The organism is Aurantimonas sp. DM33-3, assembly GCF_014334315.1.
GTDB lineage: Bacteria > Pseudomonadota > Alphaproteobacteria > Rhizobiales > Rhizobiaceae > Aurantimonas > Aurantimonas coralicida.
The window spans coordinates 288,573-308,466 of the sequence record NZ_JACSGS010000002.1; the positions used below are offsets into that span (position 1 = coordinate 288,573).

The 19,894-nt window shown below is 67.8% G+C and carries 21 protein-coding genes; 17 read left to right on the forward strand and 4 right to left on the reverse strand.

The window, feature by feature from the left end:
- Window positions 1-152 precede the first annotated feature (152 nt).
- Window positions 153-3,812: a hydantoinase B/oxoprolinase family protein gene (locus H9Q09_RS04110; protein ID WP_187389988.1), complete on the reverse strand. Its 3,660-nt coding sequence runs from the start codon at window positions 3,810-3,812 to the stop codon at window positions 153-155.
- A gap of 108 nt (window positions 3,813-3,920) precedes the next feature.
- On the opposite strand from H9Q09_RS04110, the gene H9Q09_RS04115 reads away from it, so the two are divergent.
- The 7 genes from H9Q09_RS04115 (at window position 3,921) to folD (ending at window position 9,075) form a co-directional block, all read left to right on the forward strand.
- Window positions 3,921-4,901: a TRAP transporter substrate-binding protein gene (locus tag H9Q09_RS04115; RefSeq protein WP_187390147.1), complete on the forward strand. Its 981-nt coding sequence runs from the start codon at window positions 3,921-3,923 to the stop codon at window positions 4,899-4,901.
- Between the two features lie 82 nt (window positions 4,902-4,983).
- Window positions 4,984-5,520 (forward strand): TRAP transporter small permease, encoded by a 537-nt coding sequence (locus tag H9Q09_RS04120; protein ID WP_040325996.1) that lies wholly within the window; start codon window positions 4,984-4,986, stop codon window positions 5,518-5,520.
- Window positions 5,520-6,827, forward strand: a complete 1,308-nt coding sequence (locus H9Q09_RS04125; RefSeq protein WP_187389989.1) for a TRAP transporter large permease subunit — start codon at window positions 5,520-5,522, stop codon at window positions 6,825-6,827. Before H9Q09_RS04120 ends, H9Q09_RS04125 begins: the two co-directional genes overlap by 1 nt.
- A gap of 2 nt (window positions 6,828-6,829) precedes the next feature.
- Entirely contained in the window at window positions 6,830-7,390 is a 561-nt protein-coding gene (locus tag H9Q09_RS04130; RefSeq protein ID WP_187389990.1) for a winged helix DNA-binding protein, read from the forward strand.
- A gap of 68 nt (window positions 7,391-7,458) precedes the next feature.
- Window positions 7,459-7,761 carry a BrnT family toxin gene (locus tag H9Q09_RS04135; protein ID WP_187389991.1) on the forward strand — a complete coding sequence of 101 codons (303 nt, stop codon included), beginning with the start codon at window positions 7,459-7,461 and terminating at the stop codon, window positions 7,759-7,761.
- Window positions 7,697-7,993: a BrnA antitoxin family protein gene (locus tag H9Q09_RS04140; protein WP_187389992.1), complete on the forward strand. Its 297-nt coding sequence runs from the start codon at window positions 7,697-7,699 to the stop codon at window positions 7,991-7,993. The genes H9Q09_RS04135 and H9Q09_RS04140 overlap by 65 nt, the downstream gene beginning before the upstream one ends.
- 164 nt (window positions 7,994-8,157) lie before the next feature.
- Window positions 8,158-9,075: a bifunctional methylenetetrahydrofolate dehydrogenase/methenyltetrahydrofolate cyclohydrolase FolD gene (gene folD, locus H9Q09_RS04145; protein ID WP_187389993.1), complete on the forward strand. Its 918-nt coding sequence runs from the start codon at window positions 8,158-8,160 to the stop codon at window positions 9,073-9,075.
- Between the two features lie 55 nt (window positions 9,076-9,130).
- On the opposite strand, the gene H9Q09_RS04150 is transcribed toward folD, so the two are convergent.
- The 3 genes from H9Q09_RS04150 to hrcA all read right to left on the reverse strand — a co-directional run bounded on the left by H9Q09_RS04150 (window position 9,131) and on the right by hrcA (window position 11,628).
- Complete coding sequence (locus tag H9Q09_RS04150) at window positions 9,131-9,589, reverse strand: DUF411 domain-containing protein (RefSeq protein WP_246715991.1); 459 nt, start codon at window positions 9,587-9,589, stop codon at window positions 9,131-9,133.
- A 79-nt stretch (window positions 9,590-9,668) separates the two neighbouring features.
- Window positions 9,669-10,397: a nucleotide exchange factor GrpE gene (grpE, locus tag H9Q09_RS04155; RefSeq protein WP_187389995.1), complete on the reverse strand. Its 729-nt coding sequence runs from the start codon at window positions 10,395-10,397 to the stop codon at window positions 9,669-9,671.
- 121 nt (window positions 10,398-10,518) lie between these two features.
- Complete coding sequence (gene hrcA, locus H9Q09_RS04160) at window positions 10,519-11,628, reverse strand: heat-inducible transcriptional repressor HrcA (RefSeq protein WP_024349400.1); 1,110 nt, start codon at window positions 11,626-11,628, stop codon at window positions 10,519-10,521.
- A gap of 238 nt (window positions 11,629-11,866) precedes the next feature.
- Here hrcA and rph point away from each other — a divergent pair, with 238 nt between their 5' ends.
- From rph to H9Q09_RS04210, 10 genes are all read left to right on the forward strand, one after another.
- The gene (gene rph / locus H9Q09_RS04165; RefSeq protein ID WP_187389996.1) at window positions 11,867-12,592 is read left to right on the forward strand and encodes a ribonuclease PH; all 726 of its coding nucleotides are present in this window, start codon (window positions 11,867-11,869) and stop codon (window positions 12,590-12,592) included.
- Window positions 12,589-13,233 carry an RdgB/HAM1 family non-canonical purine NTP pyrophosphatase gene (gene rdgB, locus H9Q09_RS04170; protein ID WP_024349398.1) on the forward strand — a complete coding sequence of 215 codons (645 nt, stop codon included), beginning with the start codon at window positions 12,589-12,591 and terminating at the stop codon, window positions 13,231-13,233. Before rph ends, rdgB begins: the two co-directional genes overlap by 4 nt.
- The gene (hemW, locus tag H9Q09_RS04175; RefSeq protein ID WP_187389997.1) at window positions 13,230-14,426 is read left to right on the forward strand and encodes a radical SAM family heme chaperone HemW; all 1,197 of its coding nucleotides are present in this window, start codon (window positions 13,230-13,232) and stop codon (window positions 14,424-14,426) included. Before rdgB ends, hemW begins: the two co-directional genes overlap by 4 nt.
- Window positions 14,427-14,497: 71 nt before the next feature.
- Window positions 14,498-14,779: a type II toxin-antitoxin system ParD family antitoxin gene (locus tag H9Q09_RS04180; RefSeq protein WP_187389998.1), complete on the forward strand. Its 282-nt coding sequence runs from the start codon at window positions 14,498-14,500 to the stop codon at window positions 14,777-14,779.
- Entirely contained in the window at window positions 14,712-15,086 is a 375-nt protein-coding gene (locus H9Q09_RS04185) for a type II toxin-antitoxin system RelE/ParE family toxin (RefSeq protein WP_210315200.1), read from the forward strand. Before H9Q09_RS04180 ends, H9Q09_RS04185 begins: the two co-directional genes overlap by 68 nt.
- 15 nt (window positions 15,087-15,101) lie before the next feature.
- A complete protein-coding gene (gene rsmI, locus H9Q09_RS04190; protein WP_210315201.1) occupies window positions 15,102-16,001 on the forward strand; it encodes a 16S rRNA (cytidine(1402)-2'-O)-methyltransferase in 900 nt (299 codons plus the stop codon).
- The gene (locus H9Q09_RS04195; RefSeq protein ID WP_187390001.1) at window positions 15,998-16,381 is read left to right on the forward strand and encodes a YraN family protein; all 384 of its coding nucleotides are present in this window, start codon (window positions 15,998-16,000) and stop codon (window positions 16,379-16,381) included. The genes rsmI and H9Q09_RS04195 overlap by 4 nt, the downstream gene beginning before the upstream one ends.
- Window positions 16,382-16,492: 111 nt before the next feature.
- Window positions 16,493-18,364 carry an ABC transporter ATP-binding protein gene (locus H9Q09_RS04200; RefSeq protein WP_246715992.1) on the forward strand — a complete coding sequence of 624 codons (1,872 nt, stop codon included), beginning with the start codon at window positions 16,493-16,495 and terminating at the stop codon, window positions 18,362-18,364.
- A 32-nt stretch (window positions 18,365-18,396) separates the two neighbouring features.
- A complete protein-coding gene (dapB, locus tag H9Q09_RS04205) occupies window positions 18,397-19,206 on the forward strand; it encodes a 4-hydroxy-tetrahydrodipicolinate reductase (protein ID WP_246715993.1) in 810 nt (269 codons plus the stop codon).
- Between the two features lie 59 nt (window positions 19,207-19,265).
- Window positions 19,266-19,886, forward strand: a complete 621-nt coding sequence (locus H9Q09_RS04210; protein ID WP_187390002.1) for a 2,3-bisphosphoglycerate-dependent phosphoglycerate mutase — start codon at window positions 19,266-19,268, stop codon at window positions 19,884-19,886.
- The last annotated feature ends 8 nt before the right edge of the window (window positions 19,887-19,894 follow it).

Sequence of the window (19,894 nt, forward strand, 5' to 3'; positions counted from 1 at the left end):
TTAACGGAACCTATCCGTGTGCCGCACGCTCGCGATTTCGCGACATACGCGACCGATATACTTTCATTCCCCTGGCAGAGTTCCCGCCGCCGGCCCGGCGATCGTGAGGACCGGGCCGACGGCGATGGCGATTGCCGCGTAACGACCGCGGCTTAGGGCCGGCCGTAGCCGCCTGGCGTCGGCGTCGTGACGATCACCGCCTCGCCGGCCTGCAGCACAGTCTGGTCGCAGCCTTCGAGCCGTTCGACGCCGCCATCCGCGCGGCGGATCTCGGTCTTGCCCATCTGGCCGTCCTCGCCGCCGGCGATGCCCCGTGGCGGCAAGGTGCGGTGCGACGACAGGATGGCGCAGTCCATCTCCTGCAGGAAGCGGATGGTGCGTTCGGTGCCGTCGCCGCCGGCCTTCTCGCCGCCGCCGCCGGAACCGGCGCGGATATGGAAGTCCTCCAGCACGACCGGATAGCGCATCTCAAGGATCTCCGGATCGGTGAGCCGCGAATTGGTCATGTGCACATGCACGCCCGACGTGCCGGCGAAGCTGGTGCCGTCGTTCATGCGGCCGGCGGGCGATCCCGAGCAGATGGTCTCGTAATACTGGTAGCGCGCATCCCCGAAGGTCAGATTGTTCATCGTGCCCTCCGAGTTCGACAGCGCGCCGAAGGCGCCGAACAGCGCATTGGTGACATGCTGCGAGGTCTCGACATTGCCGGCGACGACGGCGGCCGGATAGACCGGCTTGAGCATCGAACCGTCCGGCACGACGATGCGGATCGGGCGCAGGCACCCGGCATTCATCGGGATCGGCTTTTCCACCATCACGCGGAAGACGTAGAGGACCGCGGCCCGCGTCACCGGCTCCGGCGCGTTGAAATTGTTGGCCATGGACGGCGACGTGCCGGTGAAGTCGACGGTCGCCTCGCGAGCCTCCCGGTCGATGGTGATCGCCACCTTGATGATCTGGCCGGAATCGGTCGGATATTCGTAGGAACAATCCTCCAGCCCGTCGATGAGCTGGCGCACCGCCTCGGCGGCGTTGTCCTGGACGAAGCCCATATAGGCCCGGGCCGTCTCGAGGCCGAAGGTCTCGACCATCTTGCGCAGTTCGGCGACGCCCTTCTCGTTGGCCGCGATCTGCGCCTTCAGGTCGGCGACGTTCTGGTCGGGATTGCGGGCCGGATAGGGATGGTCGGTCAGCACCCGGCGGAGCTCCTCCTCCTGGAAGGTTCCGCCATCGACGAGGCGCAGATTGTCGATGAGGACGCCCTCCTCGTCGACCCTGGTGGCGCGCGGGGTCATCGAGCCCGGCGCGATGCCGCCGACATCGGCATGGTGGCCGCGCGAGGCGACATAGAAGAGGATCGTCCGCTTCGCGTCGTCGAAGACCGGGGTGACGACGGTGATGTCCGGCAGATGGGTGCCGCCATTATAGGGCGCGTTCAGGGCGAAGACGTCGCCCGGCCGGATCGCGTCCTTGTTCTGGGCGATGATCGTCTCGACCGAGCGGTCCATGGAGCCCAGATGCACCGGCATGTGCGGCGCGTTGGCGACGAGCGCACCGGTGGCGTCGAAGACGGCGCAGGAGAAATCCAGCCGCTCCTTGATGTTCACCGATGAGGCGGTGTTCTGCAGCGTCACGCCCATCTGCTCGGCGATCGACATGAAGAGGTTGTTGAACACCTCCAGCAGCACCGGATCGGCGCCCGCCTCGCCGGAACCGGCTTTGGCCGTGCCGAGCGCGGCATGGCGGGCCTTCTTCTCGGTGCGGGTCAGGAGGACGTCGTTGTGGACCGTGATCCCCGCCGACCAGCCCGGCTCGACGACGATGGTCTGGTTCGGCTCGACGATAAGCGCCGGTCCGGCGAGGCGGGCGCCCAGTTCCAGCGCCTCGCGGCGGAAGATGCCAGCCTCGCGCTCGGCCCCGCCGGTGTAGATGCGGCCGATCTCGGAGGCTTCGGCGTCGTAAGTCGCGACATTGCCCTCGCTCGCGTCGACGACCGTCTCGCGGCGCTCGGCGCCTTCCACCGAAACGTTCTCGACGACGATCGGGCGATCCTCGTAGACGAAGCCGAACTGCGCCCGGTGGGCGTCCTCGAAGGCCGTGCGCGCGGCCGCGAAATCACCAGTATGGACGACCGGCAGCGTGGTGTCGGTGCCATCATAGCGCAGTTGCAGCAGCAGCGTCGTGTCGACGCTCTCGTCGGCGACGCCCTGGGCCGCGAGTTCGGCGGCCACGGCCTTTCCGAGCTCTGCCGCCAGCGCGTCGATGGCGTCGCGGGACGCCTCTTCCAGCGGTGCGACCAGTGCTTGGCTGCGCGAGGAGAACAGCGAGGACAGGCCGATGCCGTAGGCCGACAGGAGGCCGGACATGGGGTGGATCAGCACCCGTTCCATCGACAGGGCATCGGCAACGAGGCAGGCATGCTGGCCGCCGGCGCCGCCGAAGGAATTGAGCAGGTAGCGCGAGACGTCGTAGCCGCGCTGCACCGAGATCTTCTTGATGGCATTGGCCATGTTCTCGACGGCGATGGTCAGGAAGCCCTCGGCCATCTGCCGCGGATCGCGATCCTCGCCGAGCGTCGCCGCCATCGCCTTGAACTTCTCGGCGACGATGCCGGCGTCCAGCGGCTGGTCGCGGCCCGGCCCGAACACTGCCGGGAACAGCTCCGGCTTGAGCTTGCCGAGCATGACGTTGGCATCGGTCACCGTCAGAGGCCCGCCCTTGCCGTAGGCCGCCGGCCCCGGATGCGCGCCGGCCGAATCCGGGCCGACCTGGAAGCGGCCCTGGTCGAGATGCAGGATCGAGCCGCCGCCGGCGGCCACCGTGTGGATGCGCATCATCGGCGCGCGGATGCGCACGCCCGCGACCTCCGAATCCAGCGCCCGCTCATAGGAGCCGGCATAGTGGGTCACGTCGGTCGACGTGCCGCCCATGTCGAAGCCGATGACCTTTTCCTCGCCGGCCAGGCGCGCGGTTTCGGCCATGCCGACGACGCCGCCGGCGGGGCCCGACAGGATCGCATCCTTGCCCTGGAAGAGGTCGGCGGCGGTGAGCCCGCCCGACGACATCATGAACTGCAGGGACGGCGCGGCGGCATCCTGCGTACTGGCGCCGAGCGCGCCGGCGACGCGGCTGACATAGCGTGACAGGATCGGCGTCAGATAGGCGTCGACGACCGTGGTGTCGCCGCGCCCGACGATCTTGACCAGCGGCGAGACCTCGTGGCTGACCGAGATCTGCGAGAAACCGGCTTCTTCCGCCAGGGTGCGGGCGCGCTGCTCATGGGCCGGATAGCGCCAGGAATGCATGAAGACGATGGCGACGGCGTCGATGCCGTCGGCCCTGGCGGCCGCCAGCGCGTCGCGGGTGCCGGCCTCGTCCAGTTCGCGCTCCAGCGTGCCGTCCGCCAGCACGCGCTCGCCGACTTCCGCCACCCGCTCGTAGAGCTGTTCGGGCAGGATAATCTCCTTGGCGAAGATGTCGGGCCGGGCCTGATAGGCGATCTTCAATGCGTCGCGGAAACCGCTTGTGATGAGCAGCAGCGTGCGGTCGCCCTTGCGCTCGAGCAGCGCATTGGTCGCCACCGTCGTGCCCATGCGCACCGTGCCGACGCGGTCCGAGACGATCGGCGCGTCGCTGGCGAGGCCCAGGAGGTCGCGAATGCCTTCGAGGGCAGCGTCCTCGTAGACGCCGGGATTTTCGGAGAGCAGCTTGCGCGGATGCAGGCCCCCATCGGGATCGCGGCCGATGATGTCGGTGAAGGTGCCGCCCCGGTCGATCCAGAAGTCCCACTTGCCGCTGTTGACTGCACTCATCTTCGGCACTCCGCTCAAGATTTCATCTTTATCGGCGATTTATCGACAGATTATCAGTGTGTTTGACGGAGGGCAATTTTCGTGGAAGTCTTTCTTCCGGAAACAGCCATGGAGACTGCGATGAAGCATCTGTCGACGATTACGCTTGCCGCCACTCTGGTTCTGCCGGGCGTGGCCCTTGCCCAGACAGCCTGGGACATGCCGACCCCCTATGCGGAAGGCAATTTCCACGAAAAGAACATCGCCACCTTCATCGAGGAGGTGAACGGCGCCGCCGGCGAGGCGGTCCAGATCACCCAGCACCCGAACCAGTCGCTGATCAAGCACCCCGATATCAAGAACTCGGTCCGCGACGGCATCGTGCCGATCGGCGAGCTGCTGGTCTCGCGGCTCGAGAACGAGAACCCGATCTACGGCGCCGATTCCGTCCCGTTCCTGGCCACCAGCTACGACGAGGCGAAGAAACTCTACGACGCCCAGAAGCCGATGATGGAAGAGGCGCTGGCCAAGGACGGCCTGAAGCTCCTCTTCTCGGTGCCGTGGCCGCCGCAGGGCCTCTACACCAAGCAGGCGGTGGATTCCGTCGCCGAACTCGGCGGCAAGTCGTTCCGCGCCTACAACACCTCGACCGAGGCGATCGCCAACGAGGCCGGCATGGTGCCGACCCAGATCGAGGCCTCGGACGTGCCGACGGCTTTCTCGACCGGCCGCGTCGAGGCGATGATGACCTCGCCCTCCACCGGTGTCGACACCAAGGCCTGGGACTTCCTGTCGAACTACTACGTCCTCAACGCCTGGCTGCCGCGCAACATGGTGATCGTCAACCAGGCGGCCTTCGACGCCCTGCCGCCGGAAGCCCAGACCGCCATTACCGAAGCGGCGGCCGCCGCCGAGACCCGCGGCTGGGAGGCGTCCGTCGCCGAGACCGAAGCGGCCACCAAGACCCTGTCGGAGAACGGCATTGCCGTCGAGGAACCGTCCGAGCAGATGAAGGCGGACTTCCAGAAGATCGGCGAGACGCTGACCGAGTCCTGGAAGCAGTCGGCCGGTGATCCGGGTGCCGCCCTGATCGAAGCCTATCGCAACTGATCATTGCTCCCATGAGACGGGCGGCGTCCATCGCCGCCCGTCTTCTGCCCCGAGCCTGCCCGTCAACCCGCCCGGAGCACCGATGCGTCGGATTCTCGATACGATCTACAGCGTGGCCGGCGGCATCGCCGCCTTCTGCCTTGTCGCCATTCTCGTCCTCGTCGCGCTGCAGGTGGGCGCCCGGCTGCTCGATTTCGCGCTGATCAGCCTCGGGGCGACGCCGACCCGTTTCGCGGTGCCCTCGCTCGCCGAGATCGCCGGCTTCCTGCTGGCGGGCGCCACCTTCCTGGCCCTGGCCGACACGCTGGCCCGGAACGTCCATATCCGCGTCGACCTCGTCACCCAGCGCCTGCCCGAGCGGGCGCGCCAGAATGTCGACGGCATCGTCGCGCTGCTCGGCGCCGGGATCGCCCTGTTCGGCGCCTATGCCACCGGCGGACTGGCGCTGAAGAGCTTCAGCTACGGCGACGTCTCCTACGGGATGATCGCCGTGCCCCTCGCTTTGCCCCAGGCGACGCTGGCGCTGGGCCTGTTCATCCTCGCCATCGCCCTCGTCGACGAAGCCGTGCTGGCCTTTCGCGGCATGGATCGCATTGCCGGCAGCGGAGGCGGCGTCTGATGGGCGTGTTCGAAGTCTCGCTGCTGCTCGTCGTCGTCCTCTTCGGCGCGCTGGCGTCGGGCCTGTGGGTCGCGCTCGCGCTGACGCTGACGGCGCTTGCGGCGCTGCTCACGCGGCCGGCGCTGCCCGACGCGCAGATCCTCGCCACCTCCTTCTGGTCGGCCTCCACCTCCTGGGACCTCACCGCCCTGCCGATGTTCATCTGGATGGGCGAGATCCTGTTCCGCTCGAAACTGTCGGAGGACCTCTTCGCCGGGCTGGCGCCGCTGATGCGGCGGCTGCCGGGCCGGCTGATCCACGTCAATATCGTCGGCTGCGCCATCTTCGCGGCGATCTCCGGTTCATCGGCGGCGACCACCCAGACCATCGGCAAGATCTCGCTGCCGGAACTGAAGGAGCGCGGCTATGACGAGCGCATCGCCATGGGCTCGCTGGCCGGCTCGGGCACGCTGGGCCTGCTGATCCCGCCCTCGATCATCCTCATCGTCTATGGCGCGGCGGTGGAGGAATCGATCGCCCGGCTGTTCATCGCCGGCGTCGTGCCGGGCATCGTGCTGGCGCTGTTGTTCATGGGCTACGTGGCGCTGATCACCACGCTGAAGCCCTCGCTGATCCCGGCCGCCGCCGACGTCATCGTCGAGGAGAGCGCCTTTCGCTCGCTCGGCCGCATTATGCCGACGATCCTGCTGATCGCCGGCGTCATCGGCTCGATTTATGGCGGCATCGCCTCGCCGACCGAGGCGGCGGTGATCGGCGTCATCCTGGCGCTGATCATCGCACGGGCGCAGAACGCGCTGAACTGGCAGAGTTTTCGCGAGGGGCTGATGGCGGCGACGCGGGTGTCGGCCATGATCGCCTTCATCCTCGCCGGCGCGGCGGTGGTCACCACCGCCATGGGCTTCACCGGCCTGCCGCGGGAACTGGCCACCTGGATCGGCTCGCTCGACCTGTCGCCCTTCGCGCTGCTGGCGGCGCTGACGGTGTTCTTCATGGTGCTCGGCTGCTTCCTTGACGGCATCTCCATGGTGGTGCTGACCACCTCGGTGATCATGCCGCTGGTGACACAGGCCGGCTTCGACCTCGTCTGGTTCGGCATCTACCTCGTCATTGTCGTGGAGATGGCGCAGATCACGCCGCCGGTCGGCTTCAACCTCTTCGTCATCCAGGGTCTGACCGGCCAGAACATCTTCAAGATCGCCGCCGCCACGGCGCCGTTCTTCGGCCTTCTGGCGCTGATGGTGGTGCTGCTGGCGGTATTCCCCGATCTTGCGCTCTACCTGCCCCGCACGATGTTCTCCGGAGGGTGACCATGGCCGGCGGGACTGACAAGACCAACCCCGAAGCCCCACCTCCTGGAGGACAAGGGGGCTTCGGCCCCATCGTCTCTTCGGCGCATCTGGCCGACGGCGCCATGCCGGCGCTGTCGGAGGTCGAGTTCGGCATGATCCTCGCCAACCATGCCTTCGAGCGCTGGATGATCCGCTGCATGACGGCGGCCGGCCAGCCCGGCCTGACGGCGACCGAGATCCTCGTCCTCCATACGGTGACCCATCGCGGCAAGCCCAAGCGCCTTGCCGACATCTGTCTCGTCCTGGGCATCGAGGACACGCATCTGGCGACCTATGCGATCCGCAAGCTGGAGGCGAAGGGGCTGGTGGCGCGGGAGAAAGCCGGCAAGGAACGGCTGATCGCGATCACCCCCGAGGGCGAAACTGCCTGCCGCCTCTACAAGGATTTGCGCGAGCGCATCCTCGTCTCCGGCGCCGAGGAACTCGGCATTTCTCCCGAGGCCATGACCAACGTCGCCCGCCTCCTGCGCGTCCTGTCGGGCCATTACGACCAGGCCGCCCGCACCGCAGCGAGCCTGTAGCGACTGCCCAAGGTCCGCTGACCACCGATCTTGAACCGTAAGACATTTTGTAAGACAATGGACGCAAGATGGACTTCGAGTGGGATCCCGCCAAGGACGCCACCAATTTCGAGAAGCACGGGGTCGATTTCGACTACGCCATCGGGATCTTCGAAAGCTTCACTCTCGAATGTGAGGATGATCGGCGGGATTATGGCGAAACCCGCCTGCAGGTGATCGGCGAAACCGCCGGACACATCCTGCTCGTTGTCCTCACGGTACGCGGCTCGAGACTGCGGATCATTTCCGCGCGCAAGGCGAGGCAGGATGAGCGACGACGATACTTCGAAGCCTTGGGTCAGGCGCTCCCTGACGGATCCCAGTCGTCCTAAGGGGCGCTTTCGGGCAACCGCGGACGAGGCCATCGACACCAGCGACATACCGGAACTGGACGCCGCGTTCTGGGAAAATGCCCGGCTTGTCGAGCCGCGCACGCGTCCAACGGTGACGATGCGCGTGTCGCCCGAGGTAAAGGCCTATTTCCAGGCGCAGGACCCCAAAGGCTATACCACCCGTATGGCGGCGATCCTGGAAGCCTATGTGAAGGCAAAATCGGCGGCTTGAGAGCCTGAGGACAGCATTGCCTCCGCCGGCGCCTTGACCGGCCAGCGAGCGGGGCTTTGCCTACCATCGACGCTGTTGCCCGAGAGAGCCTGCATTCCGCCCTTCCCCCGCACCGTGCATCTGACCTAGAACCACCCCGGCACCGGGAATGGGGAGACCGACGCATGACGGCACGGCGGATCGACGGCAAGGCGCGCGCGGCGCGGATCATCGAGGAGGTCACGGCGGCAACGACGTCCCTGACCGCCGAGACGGGCCTTCAGCCCGGACTGGCCGTGGTGATCGTCGGCGAGGACCCGGCCAGCCAGGTCTATGTCGGCTCCAAGGCCAGGCGCGCGGTCGAATGCGGCTTCAAGTCGGTCAAGCATGTGCTCGACGCCGACACGTCCGAAGCGGCGCTGCTCAAGCTGATCGCCGAGCTCAACGCCGATCCCGACATCCACGGCATTCTCGTCCAGTTGCCGCTGCCGCAGCAGATCGACGAGGGCAAGGTGATCCAGGCAATCGACGCCGACAAGGACGTCGACGGCTTCCACCTCGTCAATGTCGGGCGACTGTCCACCGGCGCGATCGACGAGGCCTTCGTACCCTGCACCCCGGCCGGTTCGATGATCCTGATCCGTGACGTCCTCGGCGACGATCTGTCGGGCCTCAACGCCGTGATCGTCGGCCGCTCCAACATCGTCGGCAAGCCGATGGCGCAGCTTCTTCTGGCCGCCAACGCCACCGTGACCATCGCCCATTCGCGCACCAAGGACCTGCCCGCCCTCTGCCGGAACGCGGATATCCTGGTCGCGGCGGTCGGCCGGCCGGAGATGATCGGCGCGGACTATGTGAAGGAGGGTGCCGTGGTGATCGATGTCGGCATCAACCGGATCGACGCGCCCGAGAAGGGCAACAATCCGGACGGCTCGGTGAAGACCCGGCTGGTGGGCGATGTGGCGTTCGCGGCCGCCTCGCAGAAGGCCGCGGCGATCACGCCGGTGCCGGGCGGCGTCGGGCCGATGACCATCGCCATGCTGATGGCCAACACGCTGGTCGCGGCCTGCCGCGCCGCCGGTCGCACGCCGCCTCGCTTCTGAGCCGGGCCAATCCGATCAGGCGCGACGCCCTATCCTGCCCCAAATTGGGGGCCCGTCAGCGGGCGCCGACAGCCTGATAGACAGACGGACCGCCTTCGCCACCGAAGCCGTAGACGTCGTAGCGGGCGTCCGGATCGTCGCCCATGCCGGGCGAGCCCATCGGCATGCCCGGTGCCGACAGGCCGGCCAGGGCGGGACGCTCGGCGAGGAGCCGGTCGATCGCATCCATCGGCACATGGCCCTCGATGACATAGCCGTCGATCCTGGCTGTGTGGCACCCTTCCATCGCCGCCGGCACCTTCGCCGCACGCTTGATCGGGGTCAGTTCATCGATGTTCGTGACGGTGACGTCGAAGCCATGCGCGCGGGCAATGTCCGTCCAGGCCTCGCAGCAGCCGCAGGTCGGCGACTTCCAGACCGACATGTGCCGGTCGGCGTGATCGGCCTTCACTGCCAGCGTGCCGAGCACGAGCAGTCCGGCCGAAACCGCGAACGGGAGGATGGTCTTCGTCATAAGTCGCCTGTCCTTGCCTGACATCCGTATCGCGAGTTGGTCCCGCGATACGGAAAAGCGTCGGCGGGCTTTGTGGCGATCAGATGGTGTCGCCGGCATCCTGCGGGGCGACGTCCGCCTCGGCCTTGGCGGCAGAGGCCTTCGGCCCGCCCTTGGAGACGCCGACCATGGCCGGGCGCAGCACGCGCTCGCCAATGGCGTAGCCTGCCTGCACGACCTGCAGGACGGTGCCGTTCGGCACTTCGGTGTTGGGAATCTCGAACATCGCCTGATGGAAGTTCGGGTCGAAGCGCTGGCCTTCCGGGTCGAGCTTCTTGACGCCGTGCTTCTCCAGCGTGCTGAGCAGCGACCGCTCGGTCACCTCGACGCCGTCGATGAGACCCGCCAGACCACCCTCGCCATCGGCCTTGGCTTCGGCCGGCACGGCTTCCAGCGCGCGGCGCAGATTGTCGGCGACCGACAGGATCTCGCGGGCAAAGCCGGTCACCGCATAGGTGCGCGCGTCCTTGACCTCGCGCTCGGTCCGCCGGCGCAGGTTTTCCATGTCGGCGGCCAGCCGCAGCAGGCGATCCTTGACGTCGGCGTTCTCGGCTTCCAGCGCGGCGATGCGTTCGGCATCGGCGCTGGCGGCCGCATCGGCGTCGGCAAAGCCGCTGGCGGCATCCGCATAGCCGCTGCCTTCGGCATTGGCATTGGCCGCCGCGCGCCGCGCCTCGGCCTCGCTCGCCGGGTCGGCGCGATCGCGGGCGGCCGGGTCAGCCGCCCGGTTGCGGGCTTCGTCGTGTTCGCGCTTGCCGGTATCGCTCATGCGTCATCACCTCGTGTCGGGGCCTGGCTGCGCAAGTCCGGCGGTGGGGGTCCCCACGCGAACCGCGCAGCGCGGCGGAAAATCGTTGTCGCGCCGCATATCGAATTGACGGGACGGAAAATCAAGCCTCGCGGGCAGCCGCGCCGGAGGTCAGAAGCCGCGATACGATGCGCGCGGTATAGTCCACCATCGGCACGATCCGCTTGTAGTTGAGCCGGGTCGGACCGATCACGCCCACCGCGCCGATGACGCTCTCGCCGCCGCCCTGATAGGGGGCGACCACCAGCGAGGATCCGGACAGCGAAAACAGCTTGTTCTCCGACCCGATGAAGATCCGCACGCCATTGCCCTTCTCGGCAAGGCCCAGAAGCTCGATAATGCCGCTCTTGGTCTCCAGGTCGTCGAAGAGCAGGCGCAGCCGCTCGATGTCCTCGGAGGCGGTGACGTTCTCCAGAAGATTTGCGCGACCGCGCACGATCAGCCGCGCCGGCTGGTCGGCCGAGGCGCCGGACCAGACCGCGAGCCCCTTTTCGACGAGCTGGCGCGACAGGAGATCGAGGGCGCTGGACGTGTCGTCCTTCAGCCGAGCGATCTCCTCGCTCGCCTCGCCCAGCGTGCGGCCGACGATATGGGCGTTGAGGAAGTTTCCGGCCTCGACGAGCTGCGAGGCGGTGACGCCGGCCGGCAGGTCGAGAATGCGGTTCTCCACCTCGCCATTGGCGCCGACCAGCACCGCCAGAGCGCGCGTCGGCTCCAGCCGGATGAACTCGATATGCTTGAGGCGCAGATCGGCCTTCGACGTCAGCACGATGCCGGCGCCGCGCGACAGGCCGGACAGAAGCTGGCTCGCCTCGGTCAGAAGCGATTCGAACGGGCGGCCGTCGCCCGACACCCGCACCTTTTCCTCGATTTCCTCGCGCTCGGAGGAGCCGAGATCGCCAACTTCCAGAAAGGCGTCGACGAAGAAGCGCAGCCCCAGTTCGGTCGGCATGCGTCCGGCGCTGACATGCGGCGCATAGATCAGGCCGAGCGCTTCCAGATCGCTCATCACGTTGCGGATCGAGGCCGGCGACAGCGCGTTGGTCAAAAGCCGCGATAGCATGCGCGAGCCCACCGGCTCGCCGATGTCGAGATAGCTTTCGACGATCAGCCGGAAGATCTCCCGCGAGCGCTCGTCCAGCGGCAGTGCTCCGGAAGCCAAATCGCTGACAGGCAAACGGAATTCAGTCATGGCGTCGCATCGTTTCCCGCATGACCGGACTATAGGGAATGCTTGGGCCCTCGCCAAGCCGTCCGGCCGCGATCGCCCTCCGCGCGGGCGCCGTTCCGGGCGATCTTCCGCCATCGCGCGGCGCCCCGCCATGACGGCGACGCGAAAATCTTTGATCCGCCGGGTCATCGTCGATACAAGCCCGGCGCAACCCGAAGCATCTATTCCCTTCTCCAGGACCGATTGTCAGGACCTCATCATGCGGCCATCCAAACGCGCCTTCGACGAATTGCGGCCCGTCAGCCTCGAGCGGAACTACTCGCGGCATGCCGAAGGCTCGTGCCTGGTCCGGTTCGGCGACACCCATGTCCTGTGCACGGCGAGCCTTGAAGAGCGCGTGCCGGGCTGGCTGAAGAATTCCGGCAAGGGCTGGGTGACGGCCGAATACGGGATGCTGCCGCGCGCCACGGGCGACCGGATGCGCCGCGAGGCGGCGTCCGGCAAGCAGTCGGGCCGTACCCAGGAAATCCAGCGCCTCGTCGGCCGCAGCCTGCGCGCCGTCGTCGACCTGCAGGCGCTGGGCGAGCGCCAGATCACCGTGGATTGCGACGTCATCCAGGCCGATGGCGGCACCCGCACGGCGGCGATCACCGGCGGCTACGTCGCACTGGCCGACTGCCTCGCCTGGATGGGCCAGCGCGCCATGGTCGATCCGGCCAAGGTGCTGAAGGACCACGTCGCAGCGATCTCCTGCGGCATCTACAAGGGCGAGCCGGTACTCGATCTCGACTACCCGGAGGATTCCACCGCCGAGACCGACGCCAATTTCGTCATGACCGGCTCCGGCGGCATCGTCGAGATCCAGGGCACCGCCGAGGGCACGCCGTTCTCGCAGGACGAGTTCCTCAAGCTCCTCGATCTCGCCCGCAAGGGGATCAACGATCTCGTCGGCATGCAGCGCCAGGCCATCGAGGCCGCGCAATGAAACGTCTCGATCCGAAGGACGGCCCCCTTCTCGTCGCCAGCCACAATATCGGAAAGATCTGGGAAATCCGCGAGCTGATGGAGCCCTTCGGCTTCGAGGTGACCTCGGCGAAGGACAAGGGCCTCGAGGATCCCGAAGAGACCGGCACGACCTTCGAGGCCAATGCCGAGCTCAAGGCGCTGGCCGCCATGCGCGCCACCGGCCTCGTGTCGCTGTCGGACGATTCCGGCATCGCCATCGACGCGCTGAACGGCGATCCCGGCATCTATTCGGCGCGCTGGGGCGGCCCGGATCGCGATTTCGCCATGGCGATGCGCAATGTCGAGGAAAAGCTGCAGGCGGCCGGCGCCACGACGCCGGAGCAGCGCCGGGCGAAATTCGTCGCGGTACTGTGCCTTGCGGATCCGGCCGGCGGCACGCATCTCTTCCGGGGCGAGGTCGAGGGGACCATCGTCTGGCCGCCCCGCGGCGAGCTCGGCTTCGGCTACGATCCGATCTTCCTGCCCGACGGCAGCGACCGGACCTTCGGCGAGATGATGTCGGCGGAAAAACACGCCTGGAAGCCCGGCCAGCCGACCGCCATGTCGCACCGGGCGCGGGCCTTCCAGAAATTCGCGCGCGACGCACTCGGAGTCGAATGACGATCCATTCCCGCCCAGGCCGTGACGTTCTCGCCTTCGAGCCGCAATCGCGCGCGCCGGGGTTCGGCGTCTATGTGCATTGGCCGTTCTGCGCGGCCAAATGCCCGTATTGCGACTTCAACAGCCATGTCCGCCACAAGCCGGTGGACCAGGAGCGCTATGCGGCGGCCTTCGAGCGGGAACTGGCCGAGATGGCCCGCCGCTCGGCGGGCGAGACGGTCACCTCGGTCTTCCTCGGCGGTGGTACGCCGTCGCTGATGGAGCCGGCGACGGTCGGCCGGATCCTCGATGCCGTGGCCGCCCACTGGACGATCGCCGACGGCGCCGAGATCACGCTGGAGGCCAATCCGTCGAGCGTCGAGGCGGAGCGGTTCCGCGGCTATCGCGAGGCCGGGGTCAACCGGGTGTCGCTCGGCGTGCAGGCGCTGAACGACCGCGACCTTCGGCTTCTCGGCCGGCTGCACAGCGTCGACCAGGCGCTGCACGCCATCGGTCTTGCCCGCGAAATCTTCCCGCGCCTGTCCTTCGACCTGATCTATGCCCGGCCCGACCAGACCGTCGCCGCCTGGGAGAGCGAGTTGAACCAGGCGATAGACCTGGCTGCCGATCATCTGTCGCTCTACCAGCTGACAATCGAGGAGGGCACGCCCTTCTATGCGCTGCACAAGGCGGGCAAGCTGATCGTGCCGGATGGCGACCTGTCGGCCGATCTCTACGAATCCACCCAGCGGATCACCGCCGAACGCGGCCTGCCGGCCTACGAGATCTCCAACCACGCCGTGCCCGGCGCCGAATCCCGCCACAACCTGACCTACTGGCGCTACGGGCTCTATGCCGGCGTCGGCCCGGGCGCCCATGGCCGGCTGATGGGCCCGGGCGGCCGCCACGCCATTTCCAACGAACCATTGCCGGAAACCTGGCTGAAGATGGTCGAATCCTGGGACAGCGGGGCGGTGGTTGATGAATTGCTGAGCCCGACCGAGCAGGCGGACGAATTGCTGCTGATGGGCCTGCGCCTGACCGAGGGCATCGACCTGAAGCGCTGGCGCAAGCTGACCGGCCGCGATCTCGATCCGGTCAGCGAGGCCGACCTGATGGCTCACGGCATGGTGGAACGCCTCGGGCCCGACCGGCTGCGGGCGACGCCCGCCGGCATGCTCGTCCTCGACGCGGTGGTCGCCGACCTCGCCTGAGGGAGCATCGCGGTCGACAGCACAACCGGCCGGAGATAAAATCGCGTCGCTATCAGCAGGAGCGCCTGACGATGACGCGGAATACAACTCCGGTTCTGGTCGATCTGGGCCAGCAGCGTGCGAGCCTCGACGCGCATCTTGAAAGCGGCGATTTCTCCGATGCCAGCGACGTGATCCGCGCCGGACTGCGGGCGCTGGATCGCGAAGCCGCCGGACGGGACGCGGTCGTGAAGGCCGGGATCGAAATCGCTCTCGACGATCCCCGACCGTCCCGCCCTGCCCGCGATGTCTTCGATCGTTTGCGCGACAAGCAAGGCGCGAGGGCCAAACGAACGGGCCCGGATGCGGCCTGAGATCAGGTTTCATCCGCTTGCGGAAGAGGATCTCAACGCGATCGACGACTTCGTCGCCCTGCGTAGCCCGTCAGGTGCGCGGCATCTCGTCGAACGCGTCGAAAACGCGGTCGAGCGGCTTTCCCGGTTTCCGGACAGCGGCAGACGACGAGACGATCTTGCGGCTGGGATCAGGACCCTTGCGATCGACCGCACCCTTCTCCTCGCCTATCGGATCGAGCACGATCACATCGTGATCCTGCGGATTTTCTATGCGGGACGCGACTTCGACGGCAATCTGCGCGAAGACAGCCCCGAACCTCTCTGACAAAGTTGCGTGCGAATGACACAGACTGACGAGCCCGCCCGCCGCTATCGCATCCGGGATGTGGCGCACACGGCGCCGAAGCCGGAGCCGGGCCTCTATCTGGTGGCGACGCCGATCGGCAATCTCGGCGACGTGACCCTGCGCGGGCTGGAACTCATCGCCGGGGCCGACCGCCTTGCCTGCGAGGATACGCGCGTCACCGCCAAGCTGCTGCATCGCTTCGGCATCGAGCGGCGGATGTTCGCCTATCACGAGCACAATGCCGAAGATGCCGGCGCCGCGCTCCTTGCCGATCTCAAGGCCGGCCTGTCGGTGGCACTCGTCTCGGACGCCGGGACGCCGCTGGTGTCGGACCCCGGCTACAGGATCGTGCGGGAGGCAATCACCGCCCAGATTCCAGTGGTGCCGATCCCCGGTGCCTCGGCGGCCCTCGCCGCGTTGCTCGCCTCGGGCCTGCCGTCGGACGCCTTCTTCTTTGCCGGCTTCCTGCCGCAGAAGGAGCAGGCGCGCGCGCAGCGGCTGGAGGAACTTGCCCGCGTTCCCGGAACGCTGGTCTTCTTCGAGGCGCCGCACCGGATCGCCGACAGCCTCGCGGCCATGGACCTGGCCCTCGGCGCGCGCCAGGCCGCCGTCTGCCGCGAGCTGACCAAGGCGTACGAGACCATCTATCGCGGCACGCTGGGCGATCTCGCGACCCGCTTCGCCGCCATGGAACGGGTGCGCGGCGAGATCGTCGTCTGCATCGCGCCGCCCAATGCGCCGCCAGTGGCGAGCGAGGCCGATGCCGACGCGATCCTGTCGGGTCTGCTGGCGGAGATGAAGCCGACCAAAGCGGCGCAGGAAGCGGCCCGGCTGACCGGCCTCGGGCGACGCGACCTCTACCAGCGCGCCCTCGCCCTCAAGGACCGGCAGTGACCTCTGCGGACGCTGCGCGCGCCCGTCGTCGGCAGCGCTTTCGCAAGGGCCATCGCGGCGAGTGGCTGGCGGCCATGGCGCTGCGGCTGAAGGGCTATCGCATCCTCGCCGTCCGGCACCGCACGAAAGCCGGCGAGATCGACCTGATCGCCCGGCGCGGCGATCTCGTCGCCTTCGTCGAGGTCAAGGCCCGCGCGACGCTCGCCGAGGCGATGGACGCGGTCGGCCCGCAGACCCAGCGCCGGATCGAGGCCGCGGCCGATCTGTGGATCGGGCGCCGGGCCGATTTCGCCCGGCTCTCGCGCCGCTTCGACATCGTCGCCGTGCTGCCATGGCGCTGGCCGGTCCATGTCACCGGCGCCTGGCAGGGTCGCGGCTAGGCTTCCAGTCATCCGGACCGTTGCCGATCGGCCAGTGCCGGCGGATTTCCGACGCGGCGCCCGCCCGGCCCCGATAGGCACCGGGCGCATGAGCCTCTATAGGACGTCGCGATGAGCAAGAAAACGACAGCCGGGCAGGCCGCCGGCGCGACGACGAAGAAGCGGATCTCCCTGAAGGAGCCGGGCGAGCGCGGTCTCGTGCTGCGGCTCCTGAAGCGGATCATCCAGGAGAACGGCCGGCAGTTCCTGCGCCAGTACGCGATGGCGATCGTCTGCCTCGTGCTGGTCGCGGCCTCGACGGCGTTTCTGGCCTGGATCATGCGCAGCGTGATCGACGACATCTTCGTCAACCAGAACCGCGCCGCCATCGTCACGCTGCCGATCGTCGTCTTCCTGGCCTTCGCCACGCGCGGCCTTGCCACCTACGGCCAGGGCGTGATCCTCGCCCGCATCGGCAACCACATCGTCGCGCGCTACCAGCGCCGGCTGTTCGCCCATCTGATGGCGCTGTCGGTGGACTTCTTCGGCGAGAACCGCTCGGCCCATCTGGCCGCCCGGATCAACCAGAATGTCGCCGGCATCCGCGACACGCTGAACCTGACGGTCACCTCGATCGCCCGCGATCTCCTGACGCTGATCTTCCTGGTCTTCGTGATGATCTACCAGGATCCGCTCCTGTCGATGATCGCGCTGATCGCAGGACCGCCGATCGCCCTGATGATCGGCATCCTGGCGCGCAAGCTGCGGGTGGTCACCCGCCAGTCGATCGACCTCAATGCGCGGGTGCTCGGCTCGATCCAGGAAGCCGCCCAGGGCATCACCGTGGTGAAGGCCTTCACCATGGAAAAGCCGCTGCGCGCACGCATCGAGACGCTGATCCTCGGCGCCGAGGAACGCTCCAACCGCATCGCCGTCATCACCGAGCGCACCACGCCGGTCACCGAGATCGTCGCCGGCCTCGCGATCGCCGGGGTGATCGCCTATTCGGGCTACCGCGCCATCGTCTACGGCTATTCGCCGGGTGCCATGTTCGCCTTCATCACGGCGCTGCTGCTCGCCTATGATCCGGCCCGCCGTCTCGCCAAGCTGCAGGTGCAACTCGAGCGGGCGCTGGTCAACGCCCAGATGATCTACGAGATCCTCGATCTTGAGCCGGGCCAGGCCGACAAGCCGGGCGCGCCGGCGCTGAAGGTCGACCGGGCCGAGATCGTCTTCGAGAATGTCGGCTTCGGCTATCATCCGGGCGAACCCGTCCTGAAGGGCATGAGCTTCACCGCCCGGCCCGGCCGCACCACCGCCCTGATCGGCGCGTCCGGCGGCGGCAAGTCCACCGTGATCTCGCTGCTGCAACGCTTCTACGACGTCTCCGAGGGTGCCATCCGCATCGACGGCCAGGACATCCGCGACGTGGCGACCGCCTCGCTGCGCGCCCAGATCGCCTACGTTCCGCAGACGCCGTATCTCTTCGAGGGCACGATCCGCGAGAACATCCGCCTCGGCCGGCCCGATGCGACCGATGAGGAGATCGCCGAGGCTGCGCGGCAGGCGCAGGCGGAAGAGTTCATCCTCGCCCAGCCCCAGGGCTACGACACGCCGCTCGGCGAAAACGGCATCTCGCTGTCGGGCGGCCAGCGCCAGCGGCTGTCGATCGCCCGGGCGTTGGTGCGCAACGCCCCCATCCTGCTTCTCGACGAGGCCACCTCGGCCCTCGACACGCGCTCCGAGACCCTGGTGCAGGCGGCGCTGGACGAGGCGATGAAGAACCGCACCGTCCTCGTCGTCGCGCACCGCCTGTCGACCATCGTCGGTGCCGACCAGATTCTCGTCGTCGATGGCGGCGAGATCGTCGAGCGCGGCAGCCACGAGGAACTTGTCGGACGCCGCGACGGCCTCTATGCCCGGTTCCACGGCCTGCAGTCGAGCGATCGCCGCAGCGGCACGGCAACGCGGCCCGAGGAAATCGCCGCATCCGTGCGGAGCTGACGCGCCAGGCCGCGCAACGAGGGAGAGACGCGATGGCACCGATGAAGCTGGTCGTCCTGGGCGCCGCCGGTCGCATGGGCCGCACGCTGGTCACCGTGATCGCCGAGACCGAAGGCGCCGTCCTGTCCGGCGCGGTCGAACGCGAGGGCTCTGAGGCGATCGGCCAGGATGCGGGCCTCCTTGCCGGCATCGGAACCTCGGGCGTCCTCATCACCGACGATATCGACGCGGCGCTCGCCGGCGCCGACGGCATCATCGACTTCACCGCACCGGCGGCCTCCGTCGCCATGGCCGAACGCGCTGCGAGCGGCTCGCTGGTCCATGTCGTTGGCACCACCGGCTGCTCGACCGATCAGGACGCGGCGATCGCAGCCAGTGCCGAGCGCACGCCGATCGTCAAATCCGGCAATATGAGCCTCGGCGTCAATCTTCTCGCCGGCCTCGTCGAGAAGGCCGCCCGGGCGCTCGGCCCCGACGCCTTCGACATCGAGATCCTGGAAATGCACCATAAGCACAAGGTGGATGCGCCGTCCGGCACCGCGCTGCTTCTCGGCGAGGCCGCCGCGAAGGGTCGCGGCATTTCGCTCGCCGACAACAGCGTGCGGGTGCGCGACGGCCATACCGGGCCGCGACCCGAGGGCACGATCGGTTTCGCCACCCTGCGCGGCGGTTCGGTGACCGGCGAGCATTCGGTGATCCTGGCCGGCGAGGGCGAGCGCATCGAGATCTCGCATCTGGCGACCGACCGGGCGATCTTCGCCCGCGGCGCCGTCCGCGCCGCCCTCTGGGCCAAGGACCGGGCGCCCGGCCTCTATACCATGGCCGACGTCCTCGGCCTCTGACAGCTGGCGCCCCGCCTGCCCCGCACGCTTCATCCGACCCACATGAAAGGTCCGCCGCGATGTCCAGAACCCTCGTCCTCGTCCGCCACGGCCAGAGCGACTGGAACCTCAAGAACCTCTTCACCGGCTGGAAGGACCCCGACCTGACCGAGAAGGGCGTCGAGGAAGCCAAGGATGCCGGGCGCCGCCTGAAGGCCGCCGGCCTGACCTTCGACATCGCCTTCACCAGCGAACTCTCCCGCGCCCAGCGCACGCTGACGCTGGCGCTCGACGAACTCGGCCAGCCGGACCTTCAGACGATCCGCAACGTCGCCCTCAACGAGCGCGACTATGGCGACCTGTCCGGCCTCAACAAGGACGACGCCCGCGCCAAATGGGGCGAGGAGCAGGTGCATATCTGGCGCCGCTCCTACGACGTGCCGCCGCCGGGCGGCGAGAGCCTGAAGGACACCGGCGCCCGCGTCTGGCCCTATTACATCCACGACATCCTGCCGAAGGTGATGAACGACGGCACGGTGCTGGTCGCCGCCCACGGCAATTCGCTGCGCGCCATGGTTATGGCGCTGGACGGTCTGACCGGCGAGGAGATCGTCGGCCAGGAGATCGCCACCGGCGTGCCGATCGTCTACCGGCTCAACGCCGATACCAGCGTCGCCGAGAAGACCATCCTCGAAGGCTGACGGCGCTC